Source organism: Micromonospora sp. PLK6-60 (assembly GCF_019890675.1).
In the GTDB taxonomy this organism is placed as follows: domain Bacteria; phylum Actinomycetota; class Actinomycetes; order Mycobacteriales; family Micromonosporaceae; genus Micromonospora.
The window spans coordinates 514,357-536,511 of record NZ_JAIOAA010000002.1 but is presented as its reverse complement, the minus strand read 5'-3'; the positions used below and the strand labels follow the sequence as shown (position 1 = coordinate 536,511).

Below are 22,155 nucleotides of genomic sequence, written 5' to 3'. Positions count from 1 at the left end.
CACCGGGGGCGGCGGTCAGAGGGCGGTCATCTCGCCGGTGTCCATGATTTCGCCCTGTCGGGCCTCCGGCTGCCACAGGTCCGGCTGGGCCGGCTCCTCGACGCCGATCCGCATCGCCTCCAGCTGGGCGGCGAAGGCCAGCCCGCCGAAGAGCGCCATGCCGGTGAGGTTGGCCCACAGCAGCAGCGCCATGATGCCGGCGAGCGCGCCGTAGGTCTGCCCGAACCCGCCGCCGTACTTCACGTACGCGGCGAGCATCAGGCTGGCCATCCACCACAGCACGGTGGCGATGCCGGCGCCGAAGAACAGCCAGGACAGGCCGGGCTGCCGGCGCCGGGGCGCGTGCCGGAACAGCACCGCCACCGCGAGCACGGTCAGCCCGAGGCTCAGCGGCCAGCGGATCACGTTCCAGGTGTCGTTGGCGAACTCGCCCCACTCGTAGTGCCGCTGCACCGAGTCGCCCATCGCCCGGCCGCCGACCAGGATCAGGAAGCCCACCAGGGCGGGCAGGCCGGCGACGACCGCGAGCACCGCGGCCCGCAGGTACTTGGCGAGGGCGGGCCGGTCCCGCTCGACGCCGTAGATCCGGTTCGCGCCCCGCTCGATCTGGGCCATCGTGGTGGTCAGCGCGACCAGCCCGGTGATCAGACCGAGGGTCAGCGCCAGCTCACCGGCGCGCTCGATCCGCTCGGTGTCGCCGAGCAGCTCGTGCACCATCTGCTCGCTCTGGCCGGGGGTGAGCGCCAGGACGGTGTCGGCGACCACCTGGCCGCCCTCCTCCACGCCCATCTCACTGATCAGACCGGTGAGCGCGATCATGAATGGCACCACGGCGAGGCAGAGCTGGAGGGCGAACGCCCGGGAGTGGCTGAACCCGTCGCCGTAGCGGAACCGGATGAACGCGTCCCGCAGCAGGTGCCAGCCGCCGTGGCGGCGCAGTGTGTGCCAGGCGTCGTCGGCGGAGAGCTCCTCCCGGGCCATCAGCCGGGTCTCGGGGACCAGCCTGGTGCTACTCACGGCGGGCCTTCTTGACGAGCCGCTCACCGCGCTCGCCGACCGCGTCGGCGTCCACCGCCAGGTCGGGGTGCTGCTCGGGCCGGGGCACGCACAGCCACAGCGACTGCGGCCGGATCTCGGCCCGCAGCGAGCGGCCCGGCTCGATCAGGTCGCCGTCGAGCTGCCGGGGCTGGGCCCGGTTGCTGGCGATCTCGACCTTGCGGGCCCGGAACACCTCCATTCCGGGCACGCTGCCGCGGCGGCGCACCAGCGCCCAGCCCATCCTCAGCCAGTGCCGCACCCGGCGGGGGGTGAGCACCGCGACGTCGAGCCAGCCGTCGTCGGGCTCGGCGTCGGTGAGCAGGCGTACCCCGCCCTGGAGCCGGCCGACGTTGGCGACCAGGACCGACCGGGCCCGGCGCCGCACCGGCGGCTCGCCGTCGATCCGGATGGAGACCCGCATCGGCCGGTCCCGCAGGTGCTTCGCGGCCCCGACGACGTACGCCGGCCAGCCGATCCGCTTCTTGGTCGTCTCGGAGGTGGAGTCGAGCATCTGGGCGTCGAAGCCCATCCCGGCCATCACCGCGAAGCACTGGTCGTCGACCACGCCGACGTCGAGGCGGCGCATCCCGCGTTCGACGGCGACCTGGAGGCCGGCGGCCAGGTCGTTGGAGAGCCCCAGGTTGGCGGCGAGCAGGTTGCCGGTGCCCTGCGGCAGGACCGCGAGGGCGGTGTCGGTGCCGGCGAGCGCCGTGACGCAGGCCATCACCGTGCCGTCGCCGCCGCAGGCGAAGACGACCTCGGCGCCGGCCCGGACGGCCTCCTCGGTCTGGCCCCGGCCGGGGTCCTCGACGGTGGTCTCGTGCCACACCGGCTCGGGCCAGCCGGCCGCGCCGAGGGCGTCGTTCACGGTGCGCCGGAACTCGTCGAGATCGGTCACCTTCGCGGGGTTGACCACCACCGCGGAACGCGGCGCGGGGTTGTCCGCGGTCACCGGACGCTTGCCATCTCCACCATCCACGGCGCAAGTGTGCAGCAGATCGGGCCGGCCAGCGACCCGACAGGGCGGGACGTTGCGTGTGCCGCAAAGAGGTTTACCGCGCCGCGCCGGCCGGACGGCCGGCGCGGCTTCCGCCGGTGGCGGCTCAGGCCGCCGTACGCAGCGCCTCCTCTACCCGGCGGCGCAGGTCGGCCAGGTCCACCCCGGCCTCGGTGAGCACCAGCGCGCCGAGGCCGCCGCCCTCCCGGAGCAGCCCGAGCAGGATATGTTCGGTGCCGATGTGCCGGTGGCGCAGCCGGATCGCCTCGCGCAGCGACAGCTCCAGCGCCTTCTTCGAGCGGGGCGAGAACGGGCCGCCCAGGTGCGGGCGGCGGCCCCAGCGGCGGCGCGGCGGGGGCGCCGCCTCGCGCAGCGCGTCCGGGCCGAAGGACTCCTCGATCCGGGCCACGATGGCGGCCAGGTCGATGCCGATCTCCCGCAGCGCCGCGGCGTCCGCCTCGGCCAGGCCGCCGTTGCCGGTGTGTCGGCGGATCCGGGCGCGCAGGTCGTCCGCGCCCACCCCGGACTCGGCGAGCAGCCGGGTGGCGAGGGCGTCGGGGTCGGCGAGGACGCCGAGCAGCAGGTGTTCCGTGCCGACCGGGTGCCGCCCCTCGGCCCGGGCCTCGTCGAGCGCCCGCTTGACGACCGTGCGGGCCCGGTCGGTGAACCGTTCGAACATCATCACTCCCAACTGCCGGGCACCGCCGGTCGCCCGGCGTGCTTCTTGTGGACCGCCTGCCGGCTGACCTCGAGCGCCTCGGCGATCTCCTGCCAGGACCAGCCCTGTCGACGGGCGTTGTCCACCTGGACCACCTCGAGCCGTTCGAGGAGCCGGCGCAGGGCGAGCACCGCGCGGAGCCCGACCTTGGGGTCGGTGCTGCCGGCGGCTGCCGCGAGTTCCGTTGCCTGACTCATACTGTCAACTTAGGTTGACGAGCAGGATTTGTCAACCCTGGTTGACACGCGCGTCGCGTCCGGCCGGTGCTAGCGTCAGCCCGTGCGCCTCCGTCCCCGCCGTGACCAGCCCGTACCTCAGGTGCGGCGGCACCTGGCCGGCCGGGTCGAGCTGGAGATCGCCGGCGGCAGCGTGGTCGGCGACCGCTACCCGGCCAACTTCGACGTGCTGCACGTCGACGAGGAGTTGCCGTTCGTCACGGTGGTCGACGGGATGGGCTCCGGCGAGGGCAGCCGGCTGGCCGGCGCCACCGCCACCGCCACCGTCGTCGCGGGCATCCGCGCCGCCTGGCCCGAGGTCGGCGCCGGTCCGCTGCGAGCCGCGACCGCCGAGGCGCAGACCCGGGTACGCGCCGTCGGCGCCCCCCTGCACGAGCTGACCGGCTGCACGCTCACCGCCCTGGTGGCCGAGCCGGACGGCGGGCAGGTGTGGCTGGCCCAGCTCGGCGACTCCCGGGCCTACCGGATGCGCGACGGCCTGCTGGAACTGCTCACCGTCGACCACACCGCCGCCTGGCTGGGCGTGCTGCACGGCTGGTACGCCGCCGACTCGCCCGAGGCCGAGCGCGCCCGTTACCAGCTGCTGCGCTACCTCGGCCACCCGGAACGCCCCGACGCCGACCTGCTGGCCGTGCCGCTGCGCGCCGGCGACACCTGGCTGCTCTGCACCGACGGCGTCAGCGACCAGGTCGACTACCACGGGCTGCGCGGCCACCTGGCCGCCGCCACCCCGGCCCAGGCGGTCCGCGACCTGCTCGCCGCCACCCTCGACGCGGGCGGCGACGACAACGCCACCGCCGTGGTCCTCCGCGCCCACCCGCGCTAGATGCAAGGAGGGTGCCCTTCTTAACAGACGTCTGTTAAGAAGGGCACCTTCCTTGCACGTTGACGGGCTGACGTTCTGTGCAATAGTTGTCAGCATGTCGAGCGACCGGCTGGATGCCATCCTCACCGCCGCCTACGAGTGCTTCACCCGGCACGGGATCAGGCGCACCACCATGGACGACATCGCCGCCGCCGCCGGCATGTCCCGCCCCGCCGTCTACCAGTACGTCCGCAACAAGGACGACGCCTACCGGCGGCTCGCCGAGCGGCTCTTCGACGCCTCGCTCGCCCGGGCCCGGGCCGCCGCGGCGGCACCCGGTACGCCCACCGCCGACCGCCTCCTGGCCGTCCTCGACGCCAAGCTCGACCTCACCCTCACCCTGCACCGGGACAGCCGGCACGCCGCCGAGCTGCTCGACGCCAGCGGCAAGCTCACCGGCGACCTCGCCGCGGCGTACACCCGGGAGCTGACCGCGGTGCTGGCCGGCGCCCTGGCCGAGCCGGCCGGCCCCCGGGCCGCCGCGGTGGCCGAGGTGCTGGTCGCGCTCACCCGCGGCCTGGAGGCCGACCTCACCGACCCCGACCTGCCCCGGCAGCGGCTGCGCGACGGCGTCGCGCTGATCGTCGCCGGCCTCACCCGACCGGGAGACCCCGCATGACCACCGTCCTGATCACCGGCACCTCCTCCGGCATCGGCCGGGCCACCGTGCGGCGCCTCGCCCGCCGGCCCGAGCTGACCGTCTACGCCACCGCCCGCCGGGTCGAGTCGATCGCCGACCTGGCCGACAGCGGCGCCCGGCTGCTCCCGCTCGACGTCACCGACGAGGCGTCGATGCGCGCCGCCGTGGCCGCCGTCGAGGCCGAACACGGCCAGGTCGACGTGCTGGTCAACAACGCCGGCTACGGCGAGTACGGCCCGATCGAGGAAGCCCCGTTGGACCGGGTACGCGCCCAGTTCGAGACCAACGTCTTCGGCCTGAGCCGGCTCACCCAACTGGTGCTGCCCGGCATGCGCCGGGCCGGCCGGGGCCGGATCGTCAACGTCAGCTCGATGGGTGGCCGGCTGGTCTTCCCCGGCGGCGGCTACTACCACGCCAGCAAGTACGCCGTGGAGGCGATCTCCGACGCGCTGCGGCAGGAGGTCCGGCCGTTCGGGATCGAGGTGGCGATCGTCGAGCCGGGCCTGATCCGGACCGGCTTCGGGGCCGTCGCCGCCGACTCGCTGGGCCGGGGCGCGGGACCGGCCGGCCCGTACCAGCCGATGGTCAGCGCGGTGGACGCCGCGATGGCCAAGTCGTACGGCAACCCGCTGCTGGCCGCCGAGCCGGACGCGGTGGCCCGGGTGATCGAGCGTGCGGTCACCGCCCGCCGCCCGCGCACCCGCTACCTGGTGACCGCGGCGGCCCGGGTGATGGTGCACGGCCGCCGGCTGTTCGGGGCGCGGCTGTTCGACGCGGTCAACCGGCTCCAGTTCCGCTGAGTAGTCCCCACGGCGGTAAGGAAGGGCCCCTTATTAACAGGAGGTGTTAATAAGGGGCCCCGCCTCTACCAAATGCGTTAATAAGGGCACCCTCCTTACACCCCGATCGGGCACGGGGATGAGTGGGTGGGATTACGGTGGGTGAGGGGAGGTGAGTGCCGGATGACCACACCCGCGGACGCGGTCGTGGCCGGGGTGGGGCCCGCCGAGGATTCGATGCAGGTGGTCCGGCTGGCCGCCCGGGAGGCCGCCACGCACGACCGGCCGCTGGCCCTGCTGCACGCGTTCAACTGGGAGGCCGCGTTCGAGGCCCCGGGCGGCGTCACCCGCGACGACGCGGAGAACCTGATCGAGCGGGCTGCGGCCACCGCCGGTGACGTCGAGCCGGCGGTGCCGGTCAGCGGCGAGATCGTCGAGGGCTCACCGGTGACGGCGTTGATCCGCCGCTCCGAGTCGGCCTACCTGGTGGCGATCGGCGACGGCGGGATGGCCGGCTGCGGCCGCTGCGTACCGGCCGACGCGCCCGCCGTCCAGCTCGCCGCCCGCGCCGGCTGCCCGGTGCTGGTGGTCCGCCCGCAACCCCCACCCGCCGGGCCGGTGCTGGTCGGCGTCGACCACTCGGACAGCTCCCGCACCGCCCTCGACTTCGCCTTCGCGGAGGCGGCCCGCCGGTCGGCCCGACTGCTCGCCGTCCAGGTGGCCGAGCCGGGGCGGCCCCGCGACGACCAGCTCCTGCTCGACCTGGTGTCCCGCGCCGCCCGCCGGCACCCGGCGGTGGCCGCCGAGTGCCACACCATCTCCGGCGACCCGGGCACCGTCCTGCTGGAACAGTCCCGCTCCGCCCAGGTGACCGTGGTCGGCGCCCGGGGCGACGAGGCGTGGCGCGGCATGCTGGGCGAGGTCAGCCAGTCGCTGCTCTACCACTCCCCCGGCCCGGTCCTCGTGGTACGCGGACTGGCGCCGCCACCCGCGGACGGGGCATGACACCCGGGGGCCCGGGACCAACGGCCCTGACCGGCGGGCGGGGCGGGACGCGACGCTGGACCGGCCCGGCCGAAAAAGCGCTTCCGGGTGCAGAAGTCCCCGACCCGCGAGAGGCTTACGCAGCATGGACACCGCTGTAGACCTGCACGGCCCGCTGACCGAAGACGAGCTGCGCCGGCTCGACGCGTACTGGCGCGCGGCGAACTACCTCACCGTCGGGCAGATCTACCTGCTCGACAACCCGCTGTTGCGGGAACCGCTGCGACCCGAGCACGTCAAGCCGCGCCTGCTGGGCCACTGGGGCACCAGCCCCGGGCTCAACCTGATCTACACCCACCTCGACCGGGTCATCGTCGAGCGGGACCTGTCCGCCATCTACGTCACCGGCCCCGGGCACGGCGGGCCGGCGATCGTGGCGAACACCTGGCTGGAGGGCACCTACAGCGAGCTGTACCACTCGGTGAGCCGCGACGAGACCGGCATGCAGCGGCTGTTCCGCCAGTTCTCCTTCCCCGGCGGCATCCCCAGCCACGTGGCGGCGGAGGTGCCGGGTTCGATCCACGAGGGCGGCGAGCTGGGGTACGCGCTGAGCCACGCGTACGGCGGCGCCTTCGACAACCCGGACCTGCTGGTCGCCTGCGTGATCGGTGACGGCGAGGCGGAGACCGGCCCGCTGGCGGGCAGCTGGCTGTCGAACGTCTTCCTCAACCCGGCCCGCGACGGCGCGGTGCTGCCCATCCTGCACCTCAACGGCTACAAGATCGCCAACCCGACGGTGCTGGACCGGATCCCGGAGGAGGACCTGCTCGACCTGATGCGCGGCTACGGCTACCGGCCGTACGTGGTCGCCGGCGACGACCCGGCGGCGGTGCACCAGCTGATGGCCGCCACCCTGGACCGGGTCTGCGACGAGATCGCCGAGATCCAGCGGGCGGCCCGCTCCGGCGGTCCCGTCGAACGGCCCCGCTGGCCGATGATCGTGCTGCGCACGCCGAAGGGCTGGACCGGCCCGAAGGAGGTCGACGGCAAGCACGTGGAGGGCACCTTCCGCGCGCACCAGGTGCCGATCGCCGAGGTCCGCGACAACCCGGCGCACCTGGCCGAGCTGGAGCGCTGGCTGCGCAGCTACCGGCCGGAGGAGCTCTTCGACGCCACCGGCGTGCCGGTGGCCGAGGTGACCGGCGTACCCCCGAAGGGCGAGCGGCGGATGAGCGCCAACCCGGTGGCCAACGGCGGCCGGTTGCTGCGCGACCTGGACCTGCCCGACTTCCGCGAGTACGGGGTCGCCGTGCCCCGCCCGGGGGAGCCGATGGCCGGCGCCACCGGCGCGCTGGGCCCCTGGGTACGCGACGTCATCGCCCGCAACCCGCAGACCTTCCGGCTGTTCGGGCCGGACGAGGTCGCCTCGAACCGGCTCGGCGCGGCGTTCGAGGTGACCGACCGGGCCTTCGTCGCGGCGGCGGTCCCCGGCGACGACCACCTCTCCCCCGACGGCCGGGTGATGGAGGTGCTCTCCGAGCACCTGTGCCAGGGCTGGCTGGAGGGCTACCTGCTGACCGGCCGGCACGGCATCTTCACCAGCTACGAGGCGTTCATCCACATCGTCGACTCGATGGTCAACCAGCACGCCAAGTGGTTGAAGGTGACCCGGCACATCCCCTGGCGGGAGCCGGTCGCGTCGCTGAACTACCTGCTCTCCAGCCACGTGTGGCGGCAGGACCACAACGGCTTCTCGCACCAGGACCCGGGCTTCATCGACCACGTGGTCAACAAGAAGGCCGAGGTGGTCCGGGTCTATCTGCCGCCGGACGGCAACACCCTGCTCTCCACCATGGACCACTGCCTGCGCAGCCGGCATTACATCAACGTGGTGGTGGCCGGCAAGCAGCCCGCGCCGAACTGGCTGACCATGGATGAGGCGGTCCAGCACTGCCGGCGCGGCCTGGGCATCTGGGACTGGGCCAGCACCGACGACGAGGCCGAGCCGGACGTGGTGCTCGCCTGCGCCGGCGACGTGCCGACGTTGGAGACCCTGGCCGCGGCCGACCTGCTGCGCCAGCACCTGCCGGAGCTGAAGGTCCGGGTGGTCAACGTGGTCGACCTGATGCGCCTGCAACCGCCCTCGGAGCACCCGCACGGCCTGCCCGACAACGAGTTCGACACCATCTTCACCCGTGACAAGCCGGTCATCTTCGCCTACCACGGCTACCCGTGGCTGATCCACCGGCTCACCTACCGCCGGGCCAACCACGAGAACCTGCACGTGCGCGGCTACAAGGAGGAGGGCACCACCACCACCCCGTTCGACATGGTGATGCTCAACGACCTGGACCGCTTCCACCTGGTCATCGACGTGATCGACCGGGTGCCCGGGCTGGCCGCCCGCGCCGCCCACCTGCGCCAGGAGATGGTGGACACCCGGCAGTCCTGCCGCGACTACACCCGAAGGTACGGCGAGGACGACCCCCGGGTCGCCGAGTGGCGCTGGGTCCGGGAGACCGAGCAGGAACTGCGGGGGGAGTCATGAGCGACGAGGAGATCCTGGTCGGGTACGACGGCTCCGCCGACGCGGCGGTCGCCCTGGACTGGGCGCTGGCCGAGGCCGGCCGGTCCGGGCGGCCGGTGCGCCTGGCGTACGTCTTCGAGTGGTTGACCGTGGCCGGCTGGGTCGGGCCCGGCGTCGCCCCCGGCGTCTGGCCGGACGACACCGCCCGCCGGGAGGTCGAGGGGCTGGTCCAGAAGGCGGCCTCGGACGCCGCCGCGGCGCACCCCGGGCTGACCGTGCACGGCGAGGTGTTCGACGGCCCGCCCGCGCTGGTGCTGCAGGAACGGTCCGCCGAGGCCAGCGTGCTGGTGCTCGGCAGCCGCGGGCACGGCGGGTTCGGTGGGCTGCTGGTGGGCTCCACCGCCGTGTCGGTGGCCGCCCACGCGCACTGCCCGGTGGTGGTGGTCCGCGAGGCCCAGCCGGTCGCGGCCGGGCCCGTGGTGGTGGGCTTCGACGGCTCCGAGTCGGCGCAGGTGGCGCTCGGCTTCGCCGTCGAACGGGCGGCCCAGCGGCGGACCTCGCTGCGGGTCGTCCGGGTCACCCAGCCGCCGTCGGACCGGCGCGGGCCGTCGGAGCAGGAGGCCGCCGCCGGCGCCGCCGAGGACCGCGCCGCCACCGAGCAGGCCCTCGCCCGGTGGCGGGAGACCTTCCCGGAGCTGCCGGTCGAGATCGAGGTGGTGCCGGGCAACGCGGCCGGCGTCCTGGTCGAGGCGAGCCGGGACGCCCAACTGGTCGTGGTGGGCAGCCGGGGCCGGGGCGGGCTGCGCGGCATGCTGCTCGGCTCGGTCAGCCAGCAGCTCATCCAGCACGCCCACTGCCCGGTCGCAGTCGCCCGGGAGCGCTGAACCACCGGCCCGCCCGTGCCGGGCGGACGGCGGAGCGCGACGCGGCAGGCCACCTCCGCCGGCCAGGTTCCCATTCGAGCGTGATGACTCTGAGGTATTTTGATACCCCAGAGTCATCACGCTCGTTCACAGGTCCGCTCCCACCCGCGACACACCCGACTCCCCCGGCCACACCGGCCACACCGGCCACACCGGCCACACCGGCCACATGGTCGAGCACGCCCGCGACACCCCGAGCCGGGCCTCAGCGGGCGTTGCCGTCACCGTCGGCGGGGTTGAGCGAGAAGTAGTCCTCCTCCTCCTGCGCCAGGTGCAGCCGGAGCACGGCGTCCAGGCCGTACAGGGCGGCCAGCAGGTCCGGCACCTCGTCCGGGCGCAGCCGCCCGTCGGCGTGCTCCGCCAGGTGACCGCCGACCCGGTCCACCAGCGCGGCGATCTCCACGTGGCCGCGGCTCATGGTCGAGGTGGCCTCCTCGCTGCCCAGCGGGCCGGCCAGCGCCGGATACAGCTGCCGTTCCTCGGCCGTTTCGTGCGGCAGCACCTCGTCGACCAGCCGGCGGTGCACCTCGCGCACCGCCGGCACACACTCCGGCGACTGCGGGCGGGTGGCGACCAGGTCGGCGGTGTCCCGCAGCCGGGCCAGCACGTCCCGCACCGGGGCGTGCTCGCCGGCGTACCGGTCGAGCAGCTCGCGGGTGGCCGGCGGCACGTCCCGGCGGCGCAGCCCGCCGCCGAGCGCGCGCAGCGCGTTGAGGATCACCAGCACGTCGATGCCCTCCTGAAGGAAGGCGCCGGCCACCGGGGGCAGCCCGCCCGCGGCCGCGACCACCATCGCCACCACCGCCAGCCCCATCCCGACGGTGGCCGACTGCACGGCGATGCGGCGGGCGTACCGGGCGATCTCCACCGCGTCGGCGAGCCGGTCCAGCCGGTCCACGGTGAGCACCGCGTCGGCCACGTCCGCCGAGGCGGTCGCGCCGGTGGCGCCCATCGCCACCCCGACGTGCGCCTCCGCCAGCGCGGGGGCGTCGTTGACGCCGTCGCCGACCATCAGCGTGACCGCCCGGGCCGACTCGGCGCGTACCCTGCTCGCCTTCTCCTGCGGCGAGCACTGCGCCACCACGTCGTCCACGCCGACGGCCCGGGCGACCTGCTCGGCAGTCCGGGCCCGGTCGCCGGTCACCATCACCAGCCGGGTCAGTCCCGCCTCGCGCAGCCGGCGCACGGTGCGGCGGGCGTCGGCGCGGACCGGGTCCTCCAGCAGGATCGCGCCGAGCGGGTGGTCGTCGCCGCTGACCCAGACCACGGAACGGCCGGCCAGTTCGGCGCGCCGCCGGGCCCGCTCGGCCCAGTCGGGCAGCTCGCCGCCGAGCTGCCCGACCCGGACCAGTCGCCCGTCCACCCGGCCGCGCACCCCGCGCCCCGGCTCCTCGGTCACCTCGGTCGGCTCGCCCAGCGTCAACCCCTGCACCCGGGCCTGCCGGACCAGCGCGGCGGCCAGCACGTGCGGGGACAACTGCTCCACCGAGGCGGCCAGCCGGAGCACCTCGTCCCGGTCCCCGCCGGGGGCGACCACGGTCTCGGCGGCCCGGGGCCGGCCCGCGGTGAGGGTGCCGGTCTTGTCCATCATCAGCGTCCGGGCCCGGCCGAGCAGTTCCAGCGAACCGCCGTCGCGGACCAGCACCCCGCGCCGCGCCACCCGGGACAGCCCGGAGACGATGGCGATCGGCGTGGCCAGCAGCAGCGGGCACGGGGTGGCCACCACCAGCACCGCCACCGCCCGCACGAACTGCCCGGAGAGCAGCCAGGCCAGCCCGGCCAGCACCAACGTGAACGGCACGAACGCGGCGGCGTACCGGTCGGCCATCCGGACCATCGGCGCCTTGCGGGCGGTCGCCTCCTCGGCCAGCCGGACGATGCCGGCGTACGTGCTCTCGGCGGCGCTGCGCGTCGCCCGCAGCCCGAAGCCGGCGCCGGCGTTGACCACGCCGCTGGCCACCGGCTCCCCCGCCGCCCGCGACACCAGCTGCGACTCCCCGGTGACCACCGACTCGTCCAGCGTCGCCGGTTCCTCCACCGTGCCGTCCACCGGCACCACGTCGCCCGGGCCGACCACCAGCCGGTCGCCGGCCGCCACCCGGTCCAGCGGCACCACCTCGATCGCGCCGGCCGCGGTGCGCCGCCGGGCCTGCCGCGGCGCGCGCTCCAACAGCGCCCGCAGGTCCCGGGTCGCCCGCGCCTGGGCGTACGACTCCAGCGACCGCCCGGTCGCCACCATCACCGCGATCACCGCGCCGGCCAGATACTCGCGTACGGCCAGCGCGCCGGCCAGCGCCAGCACGGCGATGACGTCCACCCCGAACTGCCGGTGCCACAGCTGCCGCAGCACCGCCCAGGTGGCGGGCAGCAGGGCGACCAGGGTCACCGCGGCCCACACCAGGTCGGCGGCGCCGCGCCGCCCGGCCAGCCAGAGCACGCCGCCGGCCAGCGCCGCCAGGGTGAGCAGGATCAGCGGGGCCCACTCGGCCCAGTTGACCCGGCGGCCCCTCGCCGGCCGTTCCGGCAGGCACTCGCGCGGTTCGGCTCCCACCCGGGAATCGTCTCAGCGGGAGCGCCCGACGGTCAGGGCAACGGGGGCATTCCGCCGGGCCGAAGGACCCGGTGGACCGGGGCGTGCGTACGGTGCGCCCGGACCGGGCATGCCAGAGGATGGGACGCAACCCCGCCCGGCGCGGCACCCGGTGGGGCACGATGGGGACGAACACGGAAAGGTCGTGACGATGAGCCACGAGACGCCGGCTACGGACCGCCCGCTGACCACCGCGCTGGCGGAGGCCGCCGCGACGGCCGGCTACGCCCCCTCGGTGCACAACACCCAGCCGTGGCGTTGGCGGGTGCTGCCCGACGCGCTGGAGCTGCGGATGGTCCGCGACCGGCAGCTGGCCGCCACCGACCCGGAGGGGCGGCTGCTGGCGCTCAGCTGCGGCGCCGCGCTGCACCACGCGCGGGTGGCGCTGGCCGCCGAGGGCTGGGTGCCGGTGGTGGAACGGCTGCCCGACGCCGACGACCCGGAGCTGCTGGCCCGGCTGACCAGCATGCGGCACGCCGGCGCCGACCCGCAGGCCATGCACCTGGTGCAGTGCATGCAGGTCCGGCACACCGACCGCCGGCCGGTCAGCGACGAGCAGATCCCGACCGCCGCGCTCGGCGAGATCACCCGGGCCGCCACCGCCGAGGGCGCCCGGTTGCAGGTCCTCGACTCCGACCAGGTGATGGAGCTGGCCGCGGCGGCCGGCCACGCCGGCTCGGTCGAGGCGGAGGACCCGCAGCTACGGGAGGAGCTGGCCTACTGGACGAGCCGCACCGGCACCGGCACCGGCCTGCCGCCGGAGGTGCTGCCCGAGCAGCCCCCGCAGACCACCGTGCCGGGCCGGGACTTCGGCCGGGCGGGCACCCTGCCGATCGGCCCGGGCCACGACCGGGCCGCCGTGTACGCGCTGCTCTACGGCGACGAGGACGAGCCGGACAGCTGGCTGCGGGCCGGCGAGGCGCTCTCCGCCGCCTGGCTGACCGCCACCCGACTCGGGGTGTCCCTGGTGCCGCTGTCGGGCGTGGTGGAGGTCGAGGGCACCCGGCAGACGCTGCGCGGCGTGCTCTCCGGGATGGGCTTCCCGTACCTGGTGCTGCGGCTGGGGATCGCGGACCCGGCGCACGCCGGCCCGGCGCACACCCCGCGGCTGCCCACCGAGCAGGTGGTCGACACCTCCGCGGTCGGCGACGGGCGGCCGTGACGGGCTCGTGCCGGACGGCCGGCGGGCGCTAGCATCGCCTCCGTGGCCAGCAGCGCACCGAACCCCCGGCCCGAGTCCCCGGCGGCCCCCTCGCTGGGCCTGAGCCCGCTGTCCCGGGTCCGCCTCGACGAGCTGCTCCAGGAGATGCTGGACCGGGTCGGTGAGGTGGTGACCAGCCGGGAGCGGCTGCGCGCCCTGCTCGACGCGGTGGTCGGCATCGGCTCCGACCTCGACCTGCGCAGCACGCTCCAGCGGATCGTGCAGTCGGCCTGCGAGCTGGTCGGCGCCCGGTACGGTGCGCTCGGGGTGATCGGCCCGGACCGCCTGCTGCACGACTTCATCATCCACGGCATCAGCCCGGAGCTGCACGCCCGGATCGGCGAGCTGCCGCACGGGCGCGGGGTGCTCGGCCTGCTCATCGACGACCCGCGCCCGGTCCGGATGCCGGACATCACCCAGCACCCCCAGTCGTACGGCTTCCCGCCGCACCACCCGCCGATGCACAGCTTCCTGGGCGTCCCGGTGCGCATCCGCGACCAGGTCTTCGGCAACCTCTACCTGGCCGAGAAGCAGGGCGCGGCGGAGTTCACCGAGGACGACGAGGAGATCGTGGTGGCGCTGGCCGCCGCGGCCGGCGTGGCGATCGAGAACGCCCGCCTCTACGCGCTGGCCCACCGCCGGGAACGCTGGCTGGCCGCCACCGCCGAGATCACCTCGGTGCTGCTGGGTGAGGTGCGCCGCACCGACGCGCTGGCCCTGGTGGCCCGCCGGGCGCGGGAGGTCGCCGAGGCGGAGCTGGCGCTGGTGCTGCTCTACGACGAGGAGGCCGGGCAGTTCACCGTCGAGGTGGTCGACGGCGCCGACACAGGCACCTCGGAGCTGGTCGGCGCGCTGCTGCCGGCGGGCGAGACCACCTTCGCCGGTTCGGTCACCGAACGCCGGCACGAGCTGGTGGAAAACCTGGCCGAGGCCGCGCCGTGGCCCGTGCCGGTGGTCGCCGGGCCGGCGGTGGTCTCCCCGCTCGCCGCCGCCGACACCCTGCACGGGGTGCTGGTCATCGCGCACCGGCCGGACCGGGGCGGGACCGCCGACGACGACGTGGCGCTGCTGGGCAGCTTCGCCGGCCAGGCGGCGCTGGCCATGGAACGCGCCCGCGGCCAGGAGGAACGCGAGCTGCTGGTGGTGCTGGAGGACCGCGAGCGGATCGCCCGGGACCTGCACGACGTGGTGATCCAGCGGCTCTTCGCCACCGGCCTGCAACTGCAGAGCGGGGCGATGAACGCCCGACCCGAGGTGGCCAAGCGGATAAACGCGGCGGTGGACGACCTGGACGCCACCATCCGCGACATCCGCCGCACCATCTTCGAGCTGCGTACTCCGATGAGCGCCGCGCTGCGTACCGAGATCCGCGAGGCGATCGAGGCCGCCACCGAGTCGCTGGGCTACCGGCCGGAGCTGGAGCTGGTCGGGCCGATCGACAGTGCCGTGCCCGACACGCTGCGCCCCGAGCTGACCGCCGTGCTGCGCGAGGCGCTGTCCAACGCGGTCCGGCACGCCCGCGCCGACCGGGTCGGGGTGACGATCCGGGTCGACGCCGGCTGGGTGACCGTCACGGTCACCGACGACGGGGTGGGCTGCGACCCGGCGGCGGCCCGCAGCGGGCTGGTCAACCTGCGCGAGCGGGCCGAGCGCCTGGGCGGGGACTTCCAGCTCGGCCGGGTGATCCCGCACGGCACCGAACTGCGCTGGAGCGTCCCGCTGCGGGACTGAGCCGCGGCGGGGTCAGCGGTTCTTGCCGAGCAGCCGGGTGGCCAGCACCGCCGCCTGGGTACGCCGCTCCAGGCCCAGCTTGGCCAGCACGCTGGAGACGTAGTTCTTGACCGTCTTCTCGGCCAGGAACATCTTGCCGGCGATCTCCCGGTTGGTCAGCCCCTCGGCCACGTACTCCAGGATCCGCCGTTCCTGCTCGGTGAGGCTCTTCAGCTCGCGCGGCTGCTCCACCCCGCTGCGGATGCGCTCCAGCACCCGGGTGGTGATCGCCGGGTCGAGCAGGGACTGCCCGGCCGCCACCCGGCGGACCGCGTCGACCAGGTCGGTGCCGCGGATCTGCTTGAGCACGTAGCCCGCCGCGCCGGCCATGATCGCCGCGAAGAGCGCCTCGTCGTCCTCGTACGAGGTGAGGATCAGGCCCTTGATCGATGAGTCGACGGCGCGGATGTCCCGGCAGACGTCGATGCCGTTGCCGTCGGGCAGCCGGGCGTCGAGGATCGCCACGTCGGGGCGCAGCGCGGGGATGCGGCGGGCCGCCTCCGGCGCGGAGCCGGACTCGCCGACCACCTCGATGTCACCGCTGCTGGTCAGCAGGTCGGCAAGGCCACGACGGACGACCTCGTGGTCGTCGAGCAGGAACACCCGGATCATCCCTCGTTTCTACCCGCCCGGGACCGCCCGCGCACAGGCCGAAGGTCCCGAGAAGGAGGGGCCCCTTGTCAACGCATGCGGTAGTAGCGGGGCCCCCTCCTAACACTCTGCCCGGGTGGTCGGGACGTCCGGCCCTGCCCGACCGGGCGCGGGCTGACGGACGGTGGGAGTGGGACAGGGGTGGCCCGACCTGCCACGGAAGGAGCATGACCATGGACACCGGCTTCACCGTCACGCAGTTGCGGGCCGCCGTGGCCGACGCCGTCCGGGCACCGTCGCTGCACAACAGCCAGCCGTGGCGGTTCCGGCTGCGCGACGGCGGGATCGAGGTCTCCGTCGACCCGGCGCGGCGGCTGCCGGCCACCGACCCGAGCGGTTGGGGCGCCCGGGTCGCCTGCGGGGCGGCGGTGTTCAACCTGCGGCTGGCGCTGGCCGTGGCCGGCACGCCGGCCAAGGTCCGGCTGCGGCCGTACCCGGCGGAGCCGGAGGTGATGGCCCGGCTGGTCCCCGACCTGCCGCGCCGGCCCACCCCCACCGAACAGAGCCTGTACGTGGCCGTCGCGCGCCGGTTCAGCAATCGGGCCCCGTTCTGGCCGGACCCGGTGCCGGCGGACGCGCGGTGGCGGCTCGGCGAGGCGGCCCGGGCCGAGCAGTGCTGGCTGGAGCTGCTGATCGGGGTGAGCGCGGTGAACGCGTTCGCGGAGATCGCGCGCAGCGCCCACCGGGTCCTGGACCGCGACCCCGGCTACCGGGCGGAGCTGGCCGAGTGGGTGCGTACCGGACCCGCGCCGGACGGGGTGCCGGCCGCCGCCGGTGGCCCGCAGGTCGAGCCGCAGGACCTGCTGCCGGCGCGTGGCTTCGGCGGTCGCAGCCGGGCGCCCGGCCGGGATTTCGAGCCGGAGCCGCTGGTGGCGGTGCTCGGTTCCGCCGGCAACACCGCCACCGATCAGCTGGTGGCCGGTCAGGCGCTGCAACGGGTGCTGCTGACCGCCACCGACGCCGGGCTGGGCGTGTCCATGATGTCCCAGCCGATCGAGGTGCCCGGCGCCCGCGAGGCGCTGCGGCTGTCGCTGGGCCGGTTCGGCACGCCGCAGATGGTGATGCGGATCGGGTACGGCCAGCCGGGCCGCCCGACCCCGCGCCGGGGTGTCGACGAGGTGCTCGACCTGCCGGTGGTGCCGGCCTAGCGGTCAGCCGATCAGCGCCGCCTCCCGCTCGGCGGCCAGCCCGACGGCGACCCGGGCGGGCCGGCCAGCGCGTGGTGGCACCGTGCCGACCCGGCGCAGCCAGCGCCAGGTGTCGCCGACGGTCTCGGCCAGCGGCCGGCAGGCCAGCCCGGCGGCGTACGCCCGGCTGACGTCGACCTCCTGCATCCAGCGGTACTCGTGTCCGGTGGGGATCCAGATCGGCAGGTCGTTCCACGGTTCGACGCCGGCGGCGAGGAGCCGCGCCGGGTCGGTCCAGCGCAGCTCGGCGGCCGACCCGGTCGCCGCCACGCACGCGTCGAGCAGCTTTCCCATCGTCGCGGCGCCGGCCCGGCCCACCAGGTTGTACGCGCCGCCCCGCCCGTCGGCGCCCCGGTCCAGCAGCCAGCCGGCCAGGTCGCGCACGTCGACGTACTGGATCGGCAGCTCCGCCGGGCCGGGGGCCAGCACCGGGCCGCCCCGGGCGATCCGCTGCAACCACCAGGGCAGCCGGCCGATGTCCTCGCCCGGCCCGAGGATCAGCCCGGCCCGGGCCAGCAACGCCCGGTCGCCGAAGACCTCCAGCGCCGCCGTCTCCCCGCCGGCCTTGTTCGCCGGGTAGTCGCCGTCGCCCGCGCCGGCCCCGCCGACGACCACCGGCGCGTCCTCACCCACCGCCGAGGGCACCGGCGCGGCGTACACCGAGCAGCTGGAAACGTACGCGTAGTGGCGGACCGAGCCGGCCAGCGCGCGGGCCGCGTCGCGCACCGCCCGGGGCGCGCCGTCCCAGGTGTCGACGGCCAGGTCCCAGGTCCCGCCGGCCAGCGCGGCGAGGCCGCCGGGCGCGAGCCGGTCACCCCGCAGCCGGGGTACGCCGGCCGGCGTGCTCCCGTGCCGCCCCCGGTTGAACACCGTGACGTGCCAACCCCGGCGGACCGCCTCGGTCACCACGGCCCCGCCGACGAATCCCGTCCCGCCCAGCATCAGAAGTCGCACCGCCCAACTGTGCCGGCCCGGCCGGTGGCGCGGAAGTTCCACCGGCCGCCTTCTGCCACCGGCAGAAGTCATCTCCGGCCCCCTGACTCGCCCTGCCGCACCTGCCCTGACCTGGGGAACGCCGGGCTCGATGGGGGTGTGCCTGATGGGGCCGGTGTGCCAGTTTCGCGGCCGATGCAGCCGATGGGGCCGATGTGACAGTTTGTGGCTGATGCAGCCGGTTTGCCCGATGGTGGCCGATGGAGCCGGTGTGCCAGATGGGCCGCTCGGACCGTTGGGCGCTGTTGCGCGGTGGGGCCGGGTGGGCGGGGCGCGCGATGGTCTCGCGAACCGCGGGCCTGCCGGCAGTCCGCCAAAGCTCGCCGGCCGGCGTCCGGACGGAGCTAGGCATCGAGACGGAGGAGAGGGCGGGCTGGTGGACAGTGGGCGCGTTTAGGGCTGGTTGTCGGGTTTGGGGGTGTGACCGGGGGCATCCGGTCGGTGGAATGGCTGGCGGGCGGGGGTCGTTACACCATCCGGACGACCGCAGTAGGACCGCATCGCCTGGCCCGGCCACCTGGCCGTGCCGGGGCCCCGGGTCGGGGAATGATGGTGGGCCGGTGGTCGTTACACATGGTCCGGCACCGTGTAGAGGCCCCGTGCTTCCGCGAGCCGCCGGAACCCCCAAAGACTTTCTGAGCGCCTGACGTGGTGCTTGCCCGTGACCCGAACCCCCCTTTTGGGTTGCGTGCCGACCCCCGAATGGAGCTACCCCCATGAACACGATCATTCGTAAGAGCGTCCTGGGTGTTGCTGGTCTGGCTTTCGCCGGTGGTGTGTTCGCCGGCCCGATCGCCGCTCACGCCGACGAGGCGCATGCCGCCACGGCGGGTAAGCCGGTCGCGGTCAGTGTGCAGGGCGCCCAGTCGACCATCACCCTGAACGCGGAGCAGACCGCCAACGCCAAGGCGATCATCGCCGCGACGAAGAAGGCCGGCCTGCCCGAGCGGGCCGCGGTCATCTCGATCGCCACCAGCCTGCAGGAGTCGAAGCTGGAGAACCTGGGCCACCTCGGCGACAAGAATGACCATGACTCGCTGGGCCTGTTCCAGCAGCGCCCGAGCTCGGGTTGGGGTACGCCGGAGCAGATCACCGACCCCGAATACTCCACCCTGGCCTTCCTGAAGGGTCTGAAGCAGGTCGACGGCTGGCAGGACATGCCCCTGACCAAGGCCGCCCAGACCGTCCAGGTGTCCGCCTACCCCGACGCGTACGCGCAGTGGGAGAAGCAGGCCACCGACCTGGTCAACCAGCACTGGAACAGCTGACCCGAAACCGAAGGCCGGCACCCCGAACCCGGGGTGCCGGCCTTCGGCGTATCCAGATCTTGGACAGTTCCCGTTCGGGTGGAACGGGAACTGTCCAAGATCTCGGCGGCGCGGGACCGACCGGGGCCGGAACAGAGAGAACCCGGCTCGATGAGCCGGGTTCCGCGAGTTCTGGTGGGCGATACTGGGTTTGAACCAGTGACCTCTTCCGTGTCAAGGAAGCGCGCTCCCACTGCGCCAATCGCCCGTGAGGTGCTGCGAGCGGACGACGGGATTCGAACCCGCGACCCTCACCTTGGCAAGGTGATGCGCTACCAGCTGCGCTACGTCCGCGTGCCACCGGCGTTCGTCGGCGACGGGACAACTGTACCCGATGGCAAGATCGTCCCCGGTCCGGCCCCCACCGCGCCTCGGGGCAGCGGTGATTGCGCTGGTCACCGATGGGGTACTGACGCTCGCGACAGCACACCACATCCACTGAAGGAGGCTGTCGTGGGAATCGGCATGAGCATCTTCCTGATCGCGGTCGGCGCGATCCTGACCTTCGCGCTGAACGCCAGCATCGGCGGGGTGAACCTCGACGTCGTCGGCTGGATCCTGATGGCCGCCGGCGTACTCGGCCTCATCATGACGACGCTGGTGTGGGGCCGCCGGCGCGAGGTGGTCACCACCGCCGAGCCGCGCGAGGTGGTCACCACCACCGAGCCGGTCGAGTACCGCCGGGTCGAGGAGCGTCGCGACGTCCCGCCGCTCTGACCACCCGACAAACCACCAGGCGCGCAAGGCCCGACCCATCAGGCGCCCGAACCACCAGTGCGCCGGACCGACAGCCGCGCCGCCCGCCCAGAATGCCGCCCCTCGGGGCGGCCGGGCTGGACAACTTCGGGGAAACTGCTGCCTCAAGCACACGGGAGGCAGCAGTTTCCCCGAAAGTGCTGCCGGGCAGGGGCGGTGGTTTCCCCGAAAGTGCTGCCGGGCAGGGGCGGTGGTGGGGCAGGGAAAGGGTGAGAGGCCGGATCACGGTGATCCGGCCTCTCTTCTGGTGGGCGATACTGGGTTTGAACCAGTGACCTCTTCCGTGTCAAGGAAGCGCGCTCCCACTGCGCCAATCGCCCGCGTCTGATCCGAGGTGGGGACGGGATTTGAACCCGCGTACACGGCTTTGCAGGCCGTTGCCTCGCCTCTCGGCCACCCCACCGAGGTTGCCCCCGTCATGCGTGGCGGCATTCTCCGAGCGGACGACGGGATTCGAACCCGCGACCCTCACCTTGGCAAGGTGATGCGCTACCAGCTGCGCTACGTCCGCGTGTCACCGCGTTCATCTGGTGACGGATGAGAACTTTAGCCCAGGGCAGGAAGGGTTGCCAAATCGGGGGGCGCTCCGGCGCGTCCGCCAACCGGAACCGCGAGGTCACCGGCGGCCGGGCGTCCCGGGCGGCGGACCGGGTGTGCGGTTCGATCAAGCCACGTCGCCGCACGGGCGGGTTGGTGACAGCCCGTGGTCAGGTCGATGGGTTACGGTAACCGGCGTGACGAGACGTGCCGCCGAGATCCGCCTGGATGCCCTGCTGCGCACGGCCTGTGACGTGATCCAGCAACGCGGCCTGGCCAACACCCGCACCGCCGACGTGGCGGAGGCCGCCGGGGTGAGCCAGGCGCTGGTCTTCTACCACTTCGCCACCAAGGACCGGCTGCTCGCCCAGGCGTTCGCCTACGCGGTGGAGCAGGATCTGGCCCGGCTGGACGCGGTGATCCGCTCCTCCGCCCCGCCGCTGGTCAAGCTGCGCCGGATCCTGCGCCTCTACACCCCCGCCGGACGGCCCACCTCCTGGTCCATGTGGATCGACGGCTGGTCGGAGTCGCTGCGTACGCCGGAGTTGGAGAAGGTGTCCCGCCGGCTGGACCTGCGGTGGCGGGAGGAGCTGGCGGCGGTCATCGCCGCCGGCGTCCGCGACGGCACCTTCGAGTGCGCCGACCCGGCGGGCGCGGCCTGGCGGATCAGCGCGGTGATGGACGGCCTCGCCGTGCAGTTGGCGGTCCACGAGCGGGTGATCTCCCGGCGGCAGTTCGCCTCCTGGATCCGGATGGTCGCCGCCCGCGAACTCGGACTGGACCCGGCCGACCTGGAGTGACCGCGCCGGGAGCCGAGGCCGAGGACCGGGACAAAACCGCCCGGACCACCCGGAGCAGCCGCGACAATCGGCGGTATGGAGCTGCTCGACGCCTATCGCCGCAGCCTGGCCGAGTTCACCGACCGGGTCGACCAGGTCGGTCCGGACCAGTGGTCGGACCCGACCCCGTGCCCGGGGTGGGACGTCCGGACGCTTGTCAACCACGTGGTGGGCGAGGACCGGTGGAGCGTCGCGCTGCTCGCCGGCCGCACCGTCGACGAGGTCGGCGACCGGTACGCCGGTGACGTGCTCGGCGACGACCCGGTCGGCACCGCCCGGGAGGCGGCGGCGCAGGCGGAGGTGGCGGCCACCAATCCGGGCGCCTCGGGTGGCGTCGTGCACCTCTCCGCCGGGGACACCCCGGTGGACGAGTACCTGCGCCAACTGGTGGCGGAGCACCTCGTACACGGGTGGGACCTGGCGGTGGCGATCGGCGCCGATCCGGCGCTCGACGCCGACGCGGTCCGGGAGTGCGCGCGGTGGTTCGCCGGCCGGGCCGAGCAGTACCGGCGGGGTGAGCTGACGCATCCCGGCCGGAGCGTGCCGGCCGACGCGGACGAGCAGGACCGGCTGATCGCCGCCTTCGGCCGCGACCCGGACTGGGCGCCGTGACGGCC

Annotated in this window: 20 protein-coding genes and 5 tRNA genes; 13 read left to right on the top strand and 12 right to left on the bottom strand. The window is 74.2% G+C overall.

What is annotated here, in order from left to right; genetic code table 11:
- Positions 1-15: 15 nt before the first annotated feature.
- The 4 genes from K7640_RS05450 to K7640_RS05435 form a co-directional block, all read right to left on the bottom strand.
- Positions 16-1,017: a YihY/virulence factor BrkB family protein gene (locus K7640_RS05450; RefSeq protein ID WP_222953567.1), complete on the bottom strand. Its 1,002-nt coding sequence runs from the start codon at positions 1,015-1,017 to the stop codon at positions 16-18.
- Positions 1,010-2,017 (bottom strand): diacylglycerol kinase family protein, encoded by a 1,008-nt coding sequence (locus K7640_RS05445; protein WP_222953566.1) that lies wholly within the window; start codon positions 2,015-2,017, stop codon positions 1,010-1,012. Before K7640_RS05445 ends, K7640_RS05450 begins: the two co-directional genes overlap by 8 nt.
- 124 nt (positions 2,018-2,141) lie before the next feature.
- Complete coding sequence (locus K7640_RS05440) at positions 2,142-2,714, bottom strand: Clp protease N-terminal domain-containing protein (RefSeq protein WP_222953565.1); 573 nt, start codon at positions 2,712-2,714, stop codon at positions 2,142-2,144.
- A 2-nt stretch (positions 2,715-2,716) separates the two neighbouring features.
- A complete protein-coding gene (locus tag K7640_RS05435) occupies positions 2,717-2,950 on the bottom strand; it encodes an HTH domain-containing protein (RefSeq protein WP_222953564.1) in 234 nt (77 codons plus the stop codon).
- 82 nt (positions 2,951-3,032) lie between these two features.
- Here K7640_RS05435 and K7640_RS05430 point away from each other — a divergent pair, with 82 nt between their 5' ends.
- The 6 genes from K7640_RS05430 (at position 3,033) to K7640_RS05405 (ending at position 9,668) form a co-directional block, all read left to right on the top strand.
- Positions 3,033-3,815 (top strand): PP2C family serine/threonine-protein phosphatase, encoded by a 783-nt coding sequence (locus K7640_RS05430; RefSeq protein ID WP_222953563.1) that lies wholly within the window; start codon positions 3,033-3,035, stop codon positions 3,813-3,815.
- A 94-nt stretch (positions 3,816-3,909) separates the two neighbouring features.
- Complete coding sequence (locus K7640_RS05425; RefSeq protein WP_222953562.1) at positions 3,910-4,473, top strand: TetR/AcrR family transcriptional regulator; 564 nt, start codon at positions 3,910-3,912, stop codon at positions 4,471-4,473.
- On the top strand, positions 4,470-5,294 hold the full coding sequence (locus K7640_RS05420) for an oxidoreductase (RefSeq protein ID WP_222953561.1): 825 nt from the start codon (positions 4,470-4,472) through the stop codon (positions 5,292-5,294). The genes K7640_RS05425 and K7640_RS05420 overlap by 4 nt, the downstream gene beginning before the upstream one ends.
- 162 nt (positions 5,295-5,456) lie before the next feature.
- A complete protein-coding gene (locus tag K7640_RS05415) occupies positions 5,457-6,278 on the top strand; it encodes a universal stress protein (RefSeq protein ID WP_222953560.1) in 822 nt (273 codons plus the stop codon).
- Positions 6,279-6,402: 124 nt separating this feature from the next.
- Entirely contained in the window at positions 6,403-8,805 is a 2,403-nt protein-coding gene (locus K7640_RS05410; protein WP_222953559.1) for a phosphoketolase, read from the top strand.
- Positions 8,802-9,668 (top strand): universal stress protein, encoded by an 867-nt coding sequence (locus K7640_RS05405; protein ID WP_222953558.1) that lies wholly within the window; start codon positions 8,802-8,804, stop codon positions 9,666-9,668. The genes K7640_RS05410 and K7640_RS05405 overlap by 4 nt, the downstream gene beginning before the upstream one ends.
- A 244-nt stretch (positions 9,669-9,912) precedes the next feature.
- Here K7640_RS05405 and K7640_RS05400 read toward each other — a convergent pair whose 3' ends face one another.
- Positions 9,913-12,258 (bottom strand): heavy metal translocating P-type ATPase, encoded by a 2,346-nt coding sequence (locus tag K7640_RS05400; protein WP_222953557.1) that lies wholly within the window; start codon positions 12,256-12,258, stop codon positions 9,913-9,915.
- 109 nt (positions 12,259-12,367) lie between these two features.
- On the opposite strand from K7640_RS05400, the gene K7640_RS05395 reads away from it, so the two are divergent.
- Entirely contained in the window at positions 12,368-13,459 is a 1,092-nt protein-coding gene (locus K7640_RS05395) for a nitroreductase family protein (RefSeq protein ID WP_222953556.1), read from the top strand.
- A gap of 99 nt (positions 13,460-13,558) precedes the next feature.
- Positions 13,559-15,229: a GAF domain-containing sensor histidine kinase gene (locus K7640_RS05390; RefSeq protein ID WP_222953738.1), complete on the top strand. Its 1,671-nt coding sequence runs from the start codon at positions 13,559-13,561 to the stop codon at positions 15,227-15,229.
- Positions 15,230-15,241: 12 nt separating this feature from the next.
- Here the strand turns inward: K7640_RS05390 and K7640_RS05385 are convergent, their stop codons facing one another.
- Entirely contained in the window at positions 15,242-15,880 is a 639-nt protein-coding gene (locus tag K7640_RS05385) for a response regulator transcription factor (RefSeq protein WP_222953555.1), read from the bottom strand.
- A 212-nt stretch (positions 15,881-16,092) separates the two neighbouring features.
- Here K7640_RS05385 and K7640_RS05380 point away from each other — a divergent pair, with 212 nt between their 5' ends.
- Entirely contained in the window at positions 16,093-17,067 is a 975-nt protein-coding gene (locus K7640_RS05380) for a nitroreductase family protein (protein ID WP_222953737.1), read from the top strand.
- A gap of 3 nt (positions 17,068-17,070) precedes the next feature.
- On the opposite strand, the gene K7640_RS05375 is transcribed toward K7640_RS05380, so the two are convergent.
- Positions 17,071-18,060 carry a reductase gene (locus K7640_RS05375; RefSeq protein ID WP_222953554.1) on the bottom strand — a complete coding sequence of 330 codons (990 nt, stop codon included), beginning with the start codon at positions 18,058-18,060 and terminating at the stop codon, positions 17,071-17,073.
- A gap of 755 nt (positions 18,061-18,815) precedes the next feature.
- On the opposite strand from K7640_RS05375, the gene K7640_RS05370 reads away from it, so the two are divergent.
- Positions 18,816-19,367: a hypothetical protein gene (locus K7640_RS05370; protein WP_222953553.1), complete on the top strand. Its 552-nt coding sequence runs from the start codon at positions 18,816-18,818 to the stop codon at positions 19,365-19,367.
- A gap of 172 nt (positions 19,368-19,539) precedes the next feature.
- Here K7640_RS05370 and K7640_RS05365 read toward each other — a convergent pair.
- Both K7640_RS05365 and K7640_RS05360 read right to left on the bottom strand, forming a co-directional pair.
- A tRNA-Val gene (locus K7640_RS05365) sits at positions 19,540-19,614 on the bottom strand.
- A 13-nt stretch (positions 19,615-19,627) separates the two neighbouring features.
- Positions 19,628-19,700, bottom strand: a tRNA-Gly gene (locus K7640_RS05360).
- A 159-nt stretch (positions 19,701-19,859) separates the two neighbouring features.
- Here K7640_RS05360 and K7640_RS05355 point away from each other — a divergent pair.
- The gene (locus K7640_RS05355) at positions 19,860-20,123 is read left to right on the top strand and encodes a DUF6458 family protein (protein ID WP_222953552.1); all 264 of its coding nucleotides are present in this window, start codon (positions 19,860-19,862) and stop codon (positions 20,121-20,123) included.
- Positions 20,124-20,407: 284 nt separating this feature from the next.
- Here the strand turns inward: K7640_RS05355 and K7640_RS05350 are convergent.
- The 3 genes from K7640_RS05350 to K7640_RS05340 all read right to left on the bottom strand — a co-directional run bounded on the left by K7640_RS05350 (position 20,408) and on the right by K7640_RS05340 (position 20,673).
- A tRNA-Val gene (locus K7640_RS05350) sits at positions 20,408-20,482 on the bottom strand.
- Between the two features lie 12 nt (positions 20,483-20,494).
- Positions 20,495-20,565 (bottom strand) — tRNA-Cys (locus K7640_RS05345).
- Between the two features lie 35 nt (positions 20,566-20,600).
- A tRNA-Gly gene (locus tag K7640_RS05340) sits at positions 20,601-20,673 on the bottom strand.
- Positions 20,674-20,896: 223 nt separating this feature from the next.
- Between K7640_RS05340 and K7640_RS05335 the strand changes: the two genes are divergently transcribed.
- Both K7640_RS05335 and K7640_RS05330 read left to right on the top strand, forming a co-directional pair.
- A complete protein-coding gene (locus K7640_RS05335; RefSeq protein ID WP_222953551.1) occupies positions 20,897-21,499 on the top strand; it encodes a TetR/AcrR family transcriptional regulator in 603 nt (200 codons plus the stop codon).
- A 75-nt stretch (positions 21,500-21,574) separates the two neighbouring features.
- Entirely contained in the window at positions 21,575-22,150 is a 576-nt protein-coding gene (locus tag K7640_RS05330; protein WP_222953550.1) for a TIGR03086 family metal-binding protein, read from the top strand.
- Positions 22,151-22,155 lie beyond the last annotated feature (5 nt).

What these genes read in the sequence shown, in the direction of transcription:
- K7640_RS05440 (WP_222953565.1), bottom strand. Translation starts at nt 2,714, where the DNA reads ATGTTCGAACGGTTCACCGACCGGGCCCGCACGGTCGTCAAGCGGGCG.
- K7640_RS05435 (WP_222953564.1), bottom strand. Translation starts at nt 2,950, where the DNA reads ATGAGTCAGGCAACGGAACTCGCGGCAGCCGCCGGCAGCACCGACCCC.
- K7640_RS05425 (WP_222953562.1), top strand. Translation starts at nt 3,910, where the DNA reads ATGTCGAGCGACCGGCTGGATGCCATCCTCACCGCCGCCTACGAGTGC.
- K7640_RS05420 (WP_222953561.1), top strand. Translation starts at nt 4,470, where the DNA reads ATGACCACCGTCCTGATCACCGGCACCTCCTCCGGCATCGGCCGGGCC.
- K7640_RS05415 (WP_222953560.1), top strand. Translation starts at nt 5,457, where the DNA reads ATGACCACACCCGCGGACGCGGTCGTGGCCGGGGTGGGGCCCGCCGAG.
- K7640_RS05410 (WP_222953559.1), top strand. Translation starts at nt 6,403, where the DNA reads ATGGACACCGCTGTAGACCTGCACGGCCCGCTGACCGAAGACGAGCTG.
- K7640_RS05405 (WP_222953558.1), top strand. Translation starts at nt 8,802, where the DNA reads ATGAGCGACGAGGAGATCCTGGTCGGGTACGACGGCTCCGCCGACGCG.
- K7640_RS05395 (WP_222953556.1), top strand. Translation starts at nt 12,368, where the DNA reads ATGCCAGAGGATGGGACGCAACCCCGCCCGGCGCGGCACCCGGTGGGG.
- K7640_RS05385 (WP_222953555.1), bottom strand. Translation starts at nt 15,880, where the DNA reads ATGATCCGGGTGTTCCTGCTCGACGACCACGAGGTCGTCCGTCGTGGC.
- K7640_RS05380 (WP_222953737.1), top strand. Translation starts at nt 16,093, where the DNA reads ATGGACACCGGCTTCACCGTCACGCAGTTGCGGGCCGCCGTGGCCGAC.
- K7640_RS05370 (WP_222953553.1), top strand. Translation starts at nt 18,816, where the DNA reads ATGAACACGATCATTCGTAAGAGCGTCCTGGGTGTTGCTGGTCTGGCT.
- K7640_RS05330 (WP_222953550.1), top strand. Translation starts at nt 21,575, where the DNA reads ATGGAGCTGCTCGACGCCTATCGCCGCAGCCTGGCCGAGTTCACCGAC.